The 12400-nt window shown below is 42.2% G+C and carries 14 protein-coding genes; 1 reads left to right on the plus strand and 13 read right to left on the minus strand.

What is annotated here, in order from left to right:
* Window positions 1–13: 13 nt before the first annotated feature.
* The 9 genes from HMPREF9965_RS05760 to budA form a co-directional block, all read right to left on the minus strand.
* On the minus strand, window positions 14–499 hold the full coding sequence (locus HMPREF9965_RS05760) for an LURP-one-related/scramblase family protein (RefSeq protein WP_000847090.1): 486 nt from the start codon (window positions 497–499) through the stop codon (window positions 14–16).
* Window positions 500–741: 242 nt separating this feature from the next.
* On the minus strand, window positions 742–1107 hold the full coding sequence (locus tag HMPREF9965_RS05765) for a DUF3021 family protein (protein WP_000591173.1): 366 nt from the start codon (window positions 1105–1107) through the stop codon (window positions 742–744).
* A 185-nt stretch (window positions 1108–1292) separates the two neighbouring features.
* On the minus strand, window positions 1293–2363 hold the full coding sequence (locus HMPREF9965_RS05770; RefSeq protein ID WP_000737934.1) for an ABC transporter substrate-binding protein: 1071 nt from the start codon (window positions 2361–2363) through the stop codon (window positions 1293–1295).
* Window positions 2360–3133 carry an ABC transporter permease gene (locus tag HMPREF9965_RS05775; protein WP_000712714.1) on the minus strand — a complete coding sequence of 258 codons (774 nt, stop codon included), beginning with the start codon at window positions 3131–3133 and terminating at the stop codon, window positions 2360–2362. The genes HMPREF9965_RS05770 and HMPREF9965_RS05775 overlap by 4 nt, the downstream gene beginning before the upstream one ends.
* Window positions 3130–3936 (minus strand): ABC transporter permease, encoded by an 807-nt coding sequence (locus HMPREF9965_RS05780; RefSeq protein ID WP_000754124.1) that lies wholly within the window; start codon window positions 3934–3936, stop codon window positions 3130–3132. The genes HMPREF9965_RS05775 and HMPREF9965_RS05780 overlap by 4 nt, the downstream gene beginning before the upstream one ends.
* Window positions 3917–5074 (minus strand): ABC transporter ATP-binding protein, encoded by a 1158-nt coding sequence (locus HMPREF9965_RS05785; RefSeq protein ID WP_000742902.1) that lies wholly within the window; start codon window positions 5072–5074, stop codon window positions 3917–3919. Before HMPREF9965_RS05785 ends, HMPREF9965_RS05780 begins: the two co-directional genes overlap by 20 nt.
* A gap of 158 nt (window positions 5075–5232) precedes the next feature.
* On the minus strand, window positions 5233–6138 hold the full coding sequence (gene murB / locus HMPREF9965_RS05790; protein WP_000144888.1) for a UDP-N-acetylmuramate dehydrogenase: 906 nt from the start codon (window positions 6136–6138) through the stop codon (window positions 5233–5235).
* Between the two features lie 110 nt (window positions 6139–6248).
* Entirely contained in the window at window positions 6249–7004 is a 756-nt protein-coding gene (locus HMPREF9965_RS05795) for a YhfC family glutamic-type intramembrane protease (RefSeq protein ID WP_000215881.1), read from the minus strand.
* A 9-nt stretch (window positions 7005–7013) separates the two neighbouring features.
* The gene (budA, locus tag HMPREF9965_RS05800; RefSeq protein ID WP_000375406.1) at window positions 7014–7745 is read right to left on the minus strand and encodes an acetolactate decarboxylase; all 732 of its coding nucleotides are present in this window, start codon (window positions 7743–7745) and stop codon (window positions 7014–7016) included.
* Window positions 7746–7890: 145 nt separating this feature from the next.
* On the opposite strand from budA, the gene HMPREF9965_RS05805 reads away from it, so the two are divergent.
* A complete protein-coding gene (locus HMPREF9965_RS05805) occupies window positions 7891–9162 on the plus strand; it encodes a PLP-dependent aminotransferase family protein (protein ID WP_000166986.1) in 1272 nt (423 codons plus the stop codon).
* A 19-nt stretch (window positions 9163–9181) separates the two neighbouring features.
* Here HMPREF9965_RS05805 and HMPREF9965_RS05810 read toward each other — a convergent pair whose 3' ends face one another.
* From HMPREF9965_RS05810 to pstB (HMPREF9965_RS05825), 4 genes are all read right to left on the minus strand, one after another.
* Window positions 9182–9997, minus strand: a complete 816-nt coding sequence (locus HMPREF9965_RS05810; protein WP_025170824.1) for an ABC transporter substrate-binding protein — start codon at window positions 9995–9997, stop codon at window positions 9182–9184.
* A gap of 159 nt (window positions 9998–10156) precedes the next feature.
* Entirely contained in the window at window positions 10157–10810 is a 654-nt protein-coding gene (gene phoU, locus HMPREF9965_RS05815; protein ID WP_000946473.1) for a phosphate signaling complex protein PhoU, read from the minus strand.
* Window positions 10811–10821: 11 nt separating this feature from the next.
* Window positions 10822–11580, minus strand: a complete 759-nt coding sequence (gene pstB, locus HMPREF9965_RS05820) for a phosphate ABC transporter ATP-binding protein PstB (protein WP_000138668.1) — start codon at window positions 11578–11580, stop codon at window positions 10822–10824.
* A 12-nt stretch (window positions 11581–11592) separates the two neighbouring features.
* A complete protein-coding gene (pstB, locus tag HMPREF9965_RS05825; RefSeq protein ID WP_000049847.1) occupies window positions 11593–12396 on the minus strand; it encodes a phosphate ABC transporter ATP-binding protein PstB in 804 nt (267 codons plus the stop codon).
* Window positions 12397–12400: the final 4 nt, after the last annotated feature.

Genomic DNA, 12400 nt, shown 5'->3' on the forward strand with positions numbered 1-12400 from the left:
CTTATTTACTTGTTTAATTTGATTGGCTTTCCAGCATCTCCACATAGTCAATCGCGACACAGAGGGAAATGACCAGGTCTGCATAAGAATCTTCATAGACGGTTACGGTGTAAGTCGATGTTAAATGGAAAATCTCTTTCCGAATCTCGGCGACAAGCTGATCACGATCATCTAGCAATTTGAAATTCAAATCCCAGATATTGCCCTCGATACGAAGACCGAGGTTGTCAAATTCATACTTATCTCTGAAGAAAGTCAACTTCTTACGAATGACGAAATTTGACCCGTCCCGTAGCTGAATAGTAAAGCGAGGAAGCAAGGTGAAAAATTCTTTGCTGATTTCACTGACTTGCTCACCATAGGCGTCATAGACTGTAAAGGTCTTAGGAATTTGGAAGAAAGATCCCTCCACCTGATAATTCACTACTCCTCTATCATCCTTGATATCGAAGCGTTCGCCCCCAAGACGAAACTTTTGTTTCACGAGAAATGTCTTCATAAACACCTCCAAAAATCAAAAGACAAGTTCACATCACGAAGGGCGAAAAACCGCGGTACCACCTTCATTCAATGAACTTGTCATTCTCTTATTCTTATGCAATTGTCTGATTGAGTAGCATGATTTCCTAGCTTAGATGGCTCGCAGCACCGCCATTTCTCTGGACTAAGATAATTGAAAATCAATTCTCAACTCCCTTATTATATCGTTTTTGGAGGAGTTCGTCAAGGTTAATGCCCAACTCATTTCTTTAGAAGTTTCCCAAATATTATATAGGCGATAGCCCACAAGAAACTTCCAACCAATAAGAATTGACCTAAAACAATGAGATAATCCAAAATTGAGACCAACTTATACCATCCACTAAATAGAAGACAGGGAAGAACAGTAAAAAGCATAATGATAAAATGTATAATAGATTGTTTAAATAGCGACCATTTTTCAATTTCATAAATTACCGAGGCTGATGCTATCGAGGTAGCAATAATACCAACCAAAAATGTACTTTTAACCTGAAAAATATCAATCCCTTGAAGTCTTATAAAAAATGCTAAACTGGTCATAATAACAAAAGGAATAATTCCTCTAAAAATAGCTTTTTTAATCATAACTACTACCTCAATCATAAGCTAAAATGCCTTTAACTCTATCGAAATTATAGCATAATTAAGTATATTTTTCTACTAATTCATGATCTATTTTAATAAATAACCTAGCCATAAAATGGTTAATTTTCTATGGCTAGGTTTTATTTTTTGTCTGATTGAAATTATTTCCGATAGTAGATAATCTCCTACTTCCGGTACATTTTAAACTGGAGAAAGAGGTCGCTGTATTTGCCTGTCCATTTATGGTCAAACTTCTCATAAACTTCTAGGTGTTTCATGGTATCAGCGTCTGGATAGAATGATTTGTCTTCCTTGGTCTCCTCTGGGAGCATTTCCTTGGCTGGTAGGTTTGGGGTTGAGTAGCCAACATACTCTGCATTCTTCAAAGCATTTTCAGGCTTCAACATGAAGTTAATGAAGGCATAGGCTGCATCTTGGTTTTTCACGGTTTTTGGAATGACCATGTTGTCAAACCAGAGATTGCTGGCCTCAGTCGGAACGACATACTTGAGGTTAGGATTTTTCTCCAACATCTGGCTGGCTTCCCCAGAGAAGGTCACGCCGATAGCAGCATTGTTCTGAATCATGTAACCCTTCATCTCGTCCGCCACAATGGCCTTGATATTTGGAGTCAGTTTGTAGAGCTTATCTACTGTCTCTTCCAACTGCTGTGGATCCTTTGAGTTGAGGCTATAACCGAGCGAATTAAGCCCGAGTCCCAGCACCTCACGCGCCCCATCAAAGAGCATGATGGAATCCTTGTATTCTGGTTTCCAGAGGTCATCCCAATGCTCAGGCGCCTCATCTACCATGGTTTCGTTGTAGACAATTCCTAAAGTCCCCCAGAAGTATGGAATAGAGTACTGGTTATTTGGGTCAAAAGACTGGTTGAGGAACTCTGGACCAATATTTTCAATCCCTTCAATTTTTGAATAATCGAGTGGAACCAAGAGATCTTCGTCCTTCATCTTGTTAATCATGTACTCACTTGGGATGGCAATATCATAGGTTGTTCCACCCTGCTTGATCTTGGTATACATGGCTTCATTGGAATCAAAAGTCTCGTACTGGACTTGGATTCCCGTTTCTTCTGTGAATTGCTCCAAGAGTTCTGGATCGATATAGTCTCCCCAGTTGTAGATAACCAATTTTTGACTATCTCGACTGTTGATTTTACTATCTAGATGGTGGGCAATTCCCCATAAGACAAGGATAATCGCTGCAATTCCTGCTAAAAATGAATAGAGTTTTTTCATGCTTGCTCCTCCTTCTCACGTGAGATAAAGTAATAACCTACAACTAGGATAATACTAAAGAGAAAGACGAGTGCAGACAGGGCATTGATTTCTAGCGAAATCCCCTTCCGAGCACGAGAGTAGATCTCAACTGATAGGGTTGAAAAGCCATTTCCTGTTACAAAGAAGGTCACAGCAAAGTCATCCAGCGAATAGGTAAAGGCCATGAAATAACCTGCGATGATAGACGGTGTTAGATATGGCAACATAATTTCCTTGAACATCTGAAACTGGCTGGCTCCTAAGTCATAAGCCGCGTGAATCATGTCACCATTCATCTCCTTGAGTCGAGGCAAGACCATCAAGACCACGATTGGGATGGAGAAGGCCACGTGACTAGATAGAACCGTCAAAAATCCAAGTGAAAACTTAAGCTGGGTAAAGAGAATCAAGAAGCTGGCACCAATCATAACGTCAGGCGCAACCATGAGGATATTATTGAGTGATAAAAAGGCTTCTTGGTACTTTTTACGAGACTGGTAGATGTAGATGGCACCGAAAGTTCCGATAATAGACGCTATCAAGGCTGATAAAAAGGCCAAGAAGAAGGTCTGGGTGAGGATCAACATGAGACGACCATCACCAAACATGGTTTTAAAATGGCTCAAGCTAAAACCAGTAAAGCTGTTCATATCATCGCCAGCATTAAAGGCATAGCCAATCAAGTAAAAAATCGGCAAATAAAGGATGATAAAGACAAAGGCTAGGTAGAGATTAGCAAATTTTTTCATCGTTCTCTCCTTTCCTTGGTCACCCACATGGTGATGAACATGGTCAGGATGAGAATCACACCGATGGTTGAACCCATCCCGTAGTTGTCATTGGTCAGAAAGTTCTGCTCAATGGCCGTCCCCAAGGTAATAACGCGGTTCCCACCAATCAAACGTGTCAGCATGAAGAGACTCAAGCTGGGGATAAAGACCGACTGAACCCCACTTCTTACCCCGTTCATAGAAAGAGGGAAGATAACATGGAGGAAAGTTTCCCACTTGGTCGCACCGAGGTCGTAGCTGGCATTGATGAGATTGTTGTCCATATCATCCAAGACATTGAAAATCGGCAAAATCATAAAGGGAAGCTCGATGTAGCTTGCGACAAAGATAAAGGAGAAATCAGTAAAGAGCAACTGCTGTGAACCGATTCCGATAAATTCCAAGAATTGGTTAATAGAGCCATCTTGACCAAAAATCCCGATAAAGGCATAGGCCTTGAGGAGCAGGTTGATCCATGTCGGCAAGATAATCAGCATGAGCCAGAGTTGACGGTGCTTGAGACGAGTCAAAAAGAGGGCTGTTGGATAGCTGATGAGTAGCGTCACCATAGTCACAATCCCCGCATAGAGCACAGAGTTAAAGCTCATTTTGAGATAGGTCAAGTTTTGTGATGCAAAGTAGGATTTGTAGTTTTCTAAACTAAACTGCCCTTCGATGTTGAAAAAGGATTGTCCAAAAATCAAGACTAAGGGTGCGAGGACAAAGAGGACAATCCAAAGCATATAGGGCACTACAAAGAGTTTAGAGGTTGTTTTCTTCATCTCTTTCCTCCTCGATCGCGTTAATCAGACCTGCTTCTTGCTCTTCGATTTCTACGTATTCTTCGATACGAGCATCGAATTCTTCTTCGGTTTCGTTGAGACGCATGATGTGGATGTCTTCTGGTTCAAAGTCCAGACCGATTTCCTCACCAACGATGGCCTTACGGGTCGAGTGAATCATCCATTCATTTCCGAGCTCGTCATAGGCAATAATCTCATAATGAACTCCACGGAAGAGTTGGGTATCAACCTTAACTTGGAGCTTGCCTTCTTCAGGAAGGGTAATGCGCAAGTCCTCTGGACGAATGACGACCTCAACAGGCTCATTTGGTTTCATCCCCCCGTCGACTGCTTCGAAGTGTTTGCCATTAAACTCGACCAAGTAGTCCTCAATCATGGTTCCTGGCAAGATGTTGGACTCACCGATAAAGGTGGCAACAAAATGGTTGATCGGCTCATCGTAGATGTCCACCGGCGTTCCTGATTGGACAATCTCGCCATCATTCATAACGAAAATCCAGTCACTCATAGCCAAGGCTTCTTCCTGATCGTTAGTAACAAAAACAAAGGTAATCCCCAATCGTTGTTGCAGTTCACGCAGTTCGTACTGCATGTCTGTTCGCAATTTCAAGTCCAGAGCTGACAAAGGCTCATCCAACAAAACCACACGGGGTTGGTTGATGATAGCACGGGCAATGGCCACACGCTGACGTTGTCCTCCAGAAAGTTTACGGATGGAACGTTTTTCATAACCTTCCAACTGAACCATCTTGAGCACTTCCGCAACTCGCTGCTCGATTTCTTTCTTGTCAATCTTGCGCAAGCGGAGTGGAAAGGCAACATTTTCAAACACATTCATATGTGGAAACAAGGCATAGGATTGGAAGACGGTATGGACGTCTCGCTTGTTGGTTGGGATGTCGTTGATCCGTACCCCATCCAACAAAATATCTCCTGTCGTCGCATCCAGCAAACCTGCAATGATGTTTAGGATGGTTGATTTCCCAGAACCAGATGCACCTAGAAGGGTGTAGAACTTTCCTTCTTCCAACTCAAAGTTAATGTCTTTGAGAACCTTGGTGTTGCTGTCTTCAAAAACTTTAGAGACGTTTTTGAATTCGATAATTGGTTTTTTCAATTGGCATAAATTCCTTCTTTTTCATAAATTAACAGATCAGGGCTCTGTCAGGCCGCCACTACCTCTTGCAGGGAGTAAAACCACCTGCATATATCTTCGCTACCGATAGGCTTTCACCCCCTTTCCATTGACATAGCAGCAGCTATTCTGGTGAAACCTTACTCCTTATCACCCAAGATTCGGACTTCCCTCTCAAGGGTGACGCCTGAATGTTCCTTTACCTTTTCAATAACAGACTGGATCAAGTCCTCGTAGTCTTTAGCCGTTCCGTCAGCAACATTGATCATGAAACCAGCGTGCTTTTCAGACACTTCAACACCACCGATACGATAGCCTTTCAAACCAGCTTCTGAAATCAACTGACCTGCAAAATGCCCGACTGGACGCTTAAAGACTGAACCACAAGATGGGTATTCTAGCGGTTGTTTGAGTTCACGAAGGTGAGTCAAGCGATCCATTTCCTGCTTGATAACCTGATGATTTCCTGGAGCTAGGGCAAATTTAGCTGACAAGACAATGGCCCCAGAATCCTGAATAGCTGAATGGCGGTAACCAAAAGCCAAGTCCTTGGCTGACAAGGTTTCAATTTCCCCTTCCTTGGTCAGAATCTTACAAGACTGCAAAATGTGAGCAATCTCTCCTCCGTAGGCACCCGCATTCATAAAGACAGCACCTCCGATGCTCCCTGGAATGCCGCAAGCAAACTCAAAACCAGTCAAACTATGACGAAGTGCAATACGTGTCGTTTCAATCAAATTAGCACCAGCTTCTGCCTCAATGGTATAACCATCAACTGAAACGTTATTGAGCTTATCACACAAGATGACAAAACCACGGACTCCACCTTCACGAACGATGATATTGCTGGCATTTCCTAGCACCATCCAAGGAATATTCTCTTGATTGGCAAATTGAACGACACGCGCCATCTCATAGCGATTGCGTGGCAAAACTAGGTAATCCGCTCGACCTCCAACCTTAGTATAGGTATAGGTCTTCAAGGGTTCCTTGAAACGAATATCGATTCCTTCTAATTGTTCTTGTATTTTAGTTACGAATGTCATATCTCTCATCCTTTTGTAAAGTTATTTCATTATACCATTTTTAAGGGCTTTTGACGACAGGAAAATTCTTGGTGTCAAAGCATTGCGTAAAAAAAGAGGTTTCCCTCTTTTTATGATGATTTTTTCCAAAATGTAGATTTTGTTAGCCAGATAAAGGCTAGTACTTCTAAAAGAAGAATGACCTCCACTAGAAGTGGATTTGCAATCCATCCCACTTGAGATAAAGCTGGAGCCAAATCAAACAAGGCATGCAAACCATAGGCAGCAAAGAGGTAGATCCATTTCTTTTGACGGACACTTTGATAGACCCAGATGGAAAGACCAATTTGCAGAACCAGAGCAAGCACTCGCTCAACTCCTAGTAAATAAACCTGCCATACAGAAAGAGACTGAACCGTTTCGAGGGTAGCCTTTGGAAGGAGATTGGCTACATCAGTATTTGAAGACTGGATGAGTGAAAAGAGGATCAACAAACTGATTAAGCTTCCCATCCCAAGATAGAGCAACTCTAAACCTCCATGTCCCAAGCCGTAAGCCAAAGCGTCTTTCTCTTCTAGACTTCTCTTTTTCTCCAACCATTTAAAAAAGACAAGACGGGCAGTTTCCTCAAAAAGGGCAGCCATGGTAATCGCGTAAAGAACATATAGGAAAGGTTGCTCATTCATGAGCGAAATCGTTCCGTCTTTTTGTGGTTGAAGGACTATAAAATGAACCATCTTCTCTAACACTTGAGAAGAAACAAAAAATGCGATTGCCCCCAAGCCCATCACTGCAAGAGAGATCTGAAACCGTTTTTTGGCATACCAAGTCCCACCTACTAGGACTAAAACCAAAGCGATCATGGTAAGGATAATATGTACTGTCATCTTTTTCTCCTATTCTGACTTGTCAATGTCTTTCTTCATCTCGTCAACATTAAATTTGGCAAATAAATACTGGCGATCCTGGACTGGAAAACGTTGGTCCAACTGGTCGACTGGTCCAACCTCGATCATTCCTTCTTTGATAACAAAGTCCATCACATGCCCGCCAAAGGTCAAATCGTCTGAGATAAAATGCAGATGGTAGCCTGCAACACTGACCCCATGGAAAATCTCTGGTGTCCAAAATCCAACAATGGTCCCCGATACATTTTCACGGCTATACTCAGGCTGGTGTGTCGCGACATCAGCAAACTTGGTATCAGGTGTGGATTTGGGAATCATCCGCACATGCATTTGTGAAAATTCACCATGAATCTTGATGGAGCGAAAGAGATTTTCCCCATCATAGTAGGACTCAATTCGTTTTTCCAATTCCTTATCTGTCATCTCAAAGCGCTGACGAAAAATCACTTCAGCCTGATGAGGGACCACTGCTGCATAGGGAATAAGGGCATCCGCTGCCACCTCAACGATTTCAGGCGTTTGACCAGATCCTTTGGCTTGATAAGCCTTGCCATCAAGGACAATCAACTCCCCATCAATCGAATCAAGGGTTCCCAAACCAAGGTCACCATGTTCCAGCAATTCTCCTACTGTCATGGTTCCACCATAGAGACCTGCCATTAGGGCACCTAGAGTATTGTATTGAAATAATTTTACCGGTTCCTGCACTTTTCTATCCATTCTCTTTCTTATCTTCTATTCAATGAATCATTATACTTTCTAAGTATACCACATTTGCTCTTAGATGTGAAAGGGAGAATTGCTTTTCCCATTGCAAAGGAGGCAAAAAAAAGGTACAATGTAACAAAATCAAAGGAGGTCTGGAATGACGAAGCGAAGCAAGTACCAAGCAGTTGTTTCCTATCTAAAAAACGGTATCGAATCAGGAAAATTCCCAACAGGTAGCAAACTTCCCTCCATCCGCCAACTGAGCCAAGACTTCCACTGTAGCAAAGATACTATCCAACGAGCCCTACTGGAATTGCGCCATGAACAATACCTCTATGCCAAGCCCCAGAGTGGTTACTATGTTCTGGAACAGGGGCAACATCAGGACTTGGAAATCGAAGTCCCTGACGAACATGCCAGTGCTTATGACGACTTCAGACTCTGCGTCAATGAAACCCTGATAGGCCGAGAAAACTACCTCTTCAACTACTATGACAACCAAGAAGGCCTTGAGGAACTCAGACAATCTGTCCATCAACTCCTCTTTGACCAGGCTCTCTACTGCAAACCAGATCAACTGGTTCTAACATCTGGCACCCAGCAAGCTCTCTTTATCCTTTCTCAGATCAACTTCCCAAGTAAGGGAGAGGAGATTCTAGTTGAACAGCCGACTTACCACCGAATGAATCGCCTCTTGATCGCTCAGGGATTGGCCTATCAGAGCATTGAACGCCGTATTGATGGCATTAACCTTGAAGAACTGGAAGAACAGTTCAAATCTGAAAAAATCAAGTTTTTCTATACCATACCTCGCTTCCACTATCCTCTTGGCCATTCCTATTCTGATCAGGAAAAAAGGGCTATTCTGGATCTAGCAAACCAGTATGGAGTATATATCGTCGAGGATGACTATCTAGGAGATTTAGACCCGAGAAAAAGCCAGACCTTCCACTATCTGGATACAGAGGATCGCGTCATTTATATCAAGTCCTTCTCAACTAGCCTCTTTCCAGCCCTCCGCATCACGGCTCTCATTCTCCCAAATGCCCTAAAAGAGGCCTTTGTTTCCTACAAAAATATCCTAGACTATGACAGCAATCTCATCATGCAAAAGGCTCTCTCTCTTTACATCAATAGTCAGTTATTTGAAAAAAATCGACTGGCTCGACTGACCCTTCAAGAGAACTATCAGACTCGGATAAAGGAAGTACTTGAAAAAAACACCTGTCCCTTGCCCTACTATCCTCTACATGATGGCCTTCTCCTTGATTTGAGAACCTATCCTAAAATAGCCAGTTTAAAGCATAGCTCACTCAAATTAGACTTCTTTGAAGAGGCTTATTTGGAAGCCTGTCCTTATCAGTTCGCCAAAGTCACTCTTGAAAATCTAGAAGAGCTAATAGAATACATAAAAGCAGAATTGGATTAAAGTCCAACTCTGCTTTTTCTTATTGTTCAACTTCTGTTAGTTTCGCTGCCTTTTCAAGATAAGTTTGATAGGTTCCGTCATCTTTCAGTTTTTGGATAACCTTATCTACTACTGCTTTCAAGTCTGATTGATTCTTCTTGATGGCAACGGCATTGGCTTCGCCATCTTTCATCGTCAAGTTAACAGATGCAACGACAAGATCTGAGTTTTTGCCTGCGTAGCTAAGAGCAACTGGTTCATCCATATGAACAGCATCCACTTTTCCAGCCTGCAATTCATTGACTGCTTCACCCATATTGGTCAAGGATGTCAATTGGGCATTTGGTAATTGTTCCTTGACCATGGTTTCTGGCACAGTTCCCTTTTGTGCTGCGATATTGGCACTTGCGAGGCTTGAAAGATCTTTGTACTTGTCTAAATCGGTTTTTCTAACCAAGAAACTCATCTTATTTTCATAGTAAGGAATTGAAAAGTCAAAGACTTCCTTTCTCTCATCAGTGGCACTAATTCCTGCAATAGCCAAGTCAGCCTTTCCAGTTTGAAGGCTGGTCAAGACATTGTCAAAACTCATGCTAGAGATTTCAAGTTTAACCCCAAGCTCATCTGCAATCGCTTGAGCCATATCAATATCTGCCCCAACCACTTGGTTTTTACCATCTACCAAGGCTTGGAATTCAAACGGTGCATAGTCCGGGCTGGTCGCAACAACTAGCTTTCCTTTTTGTTTAATAGCATCCACAGCAGACTGAGAACTATCCGTACTGGATTGACAAGCTACTAAAACCATGCTGGCAAGCATGCTACACACAACTAATATCCACTTCTTAAACTTCATAAATAAACGACCTTTCTGTTTTTTCTGTATAATTATAACTCATTTGAAAATACTTGTCAACATTTTCAGAATTTTCATTTCAAAAAAAATTCCTTTTTATTCAAAAATAAAGACTAATCTGAGTTGATTAGCCTTTTTAGTGCATATTTAATCCATTTCTTAGAGTTCGACGATTTTACCTGTTTCAAAGTAAACAACCCATTCACAGATATTTTTTGCATAGTCTCCGATACGCTCCAAAAAGGAAATAACCTGGAAGTAATCACGTCCTGTAACAATAGCTTCAGGATGTTTCTTAATTTCTTCTGTAGCCAAATCACGGATGCTATCAAAGTAATGGTTGATTTTTTCATCCAGAGCTGCTACTTCGTAGGCTTGATCCACAGAACCGTTCAGATAGAGATCTAGAGCTGCTTCAACGAAGTTTTTCACGTCGCGTCCCATCTTTTTGATTTCTTCTTCAACGGAAGGGATACGTTGCTCTCCCTTCATGCGAATAGTTGCTTTCGCAATTGACACCGCATGATCTCCCATACGTTCCAAGTCTGATACGGCCTTGAGAACGGTCAAGACGGTACGAAGGTCTTGCGAAACAGGTTGCTGGAGGGCAATCATTTCAAATGATTTCTTTTCTAGTTTTACTTCGTATTCATTTATCTCTGCATCTTCCTCGATAACTTCTTTTGCCAAATCACGGTCATGCGTGACAAAGGCACGCACTGTACGATTGATTTGTGAGAGCACTTCTTGTCCCATGGCGTAGAACTGGTTGTGCAATTTCTCCAAATCTTCTTCAAATTGTGATCGTAACATCTTTCAACTCCTTATCCAAATTTTCCTGTAATATAATCTTCTGTTTCCTTGTTTTGAGGGGAAAGGAACATCTTCTTCGTATCATTAAACTCAATCAAATCTCCATCTAGGAAAAAGCCAGTCTTATCAGAGATACGAGAAGCCTGCTGCATGGAACGCGTTACCAAGAGCATGGTGTATTTGTCTTTTAGACCATACAAGGTTTCTTCAATCTTACCAGCCGAGATAGGATCCAAAGCTGAAGTTGGTTCGTCCAAGAGGATGATTTTAGGGCTGGTTGCCAAAACACGGGCAACACAGACACGTTGCTGTTGACCCCCTGAGAGACCAATGGCCGAATCATACAAACGATCCTTGACTTCATCCCAGATAGAAGCACGTTGCAAGGCCTTTTCTACTGCTTCATCAAGGACTTGTTTATCCTTGACTCCATTGATACGTAGTCCGTAAATAACATTTTCGTAAATAGACATAGGGAAGGGATTGGGCTGTTGGAAAACCATGCCGATTTCCTTACGCAATTCAACCGTATCGGTACGGGGGCTGTAGATATTGTGGCCATTATAGACCACTGATCCAGTTGTTGTCACCTCAGGATTTAGATCGCCCATGCGGTTGATGGCTTTGAGTAGGGTGGACTTTCCTGATCCAGAAGGACCAATCAAGGCCGTTATTTCCTTAGGTTGGAAAGAAAGGGAAACACTATTCAAAGCCTTCTTTTTATTGTAATAAACGGACAGGTCTTTAACCTGCAAAATCGGTTCTGTCATACTGCTTCCTTTCTAACCAAAGTGTCCCGTTACATAGTCATTGGTAGACTGTAGCTTGGCATTTTGGAAAATATTGGATGTCTTATCATACTCAATCAAATCACCCAAGTAGAAAAATCCTGTGTAGTCACTTGCACGCGCAGCCTGTTGCATACTGTGGGTAACGATGATGATGGTAAAGTCCTTCTTCAATTCCAACATGGTTTCTTCCAGTTGGGCTGTTGCAATCGGATCCAAGGCTGACGCCGGTTCATCCATCAAGAGGATATCTGGCTTGACAGAGATGGCGCGAGCGATACAGAGACGTTGTTGTTGTCCACCAGAAAGCATCAAGGCTGATTTGTGGAGGTCGTCTTTGACCTGATCCCAAAGGGCAGCCTGTCGGAGAGAGGTTTCTACAATTTCATCAAGTACTTTCTTGTCCTTAACACCTGCACGTTCATGAGCAAAAGTGATGTTGCGGTAAATAGACTTGGCAAATGGATTTGGACGTTGAAAGACCATTCCGATATGCTTACGCATCTCATAGACATTAATTTCAGGACGATTGACGTCAATTCCTTGGTAAAGAATTTGACCTGTGACCTTGGCAATGTCAATGGTATCATTCATCCGATTGAGACTACGGAGATAGGTAGATTTCCCAGATCCTGATGGACCAATCAAGGCCGTTATTTTATTTTTTTCAAATTGCATATCGATGCCCTTGATGGATTCATTTTTACCATAGTAAACATGTAAATCCTTGGTTGAGAGGGCCACTTTTTCTTCAGGGAAGGTGATGATATGCTTTTCATCCCAGTTATATTTTGACATGGCT

The sequence above is a fragment of the Streptococcus mitis bv. 2 str. SK95 genome, assembly GCF_000222705.1.
Lineage (GTDB): Bacteria > Bacillota > Bacilli > Lactobacillales > Streptococcaceae > Streptococcus > Streptococcus mitis_AY.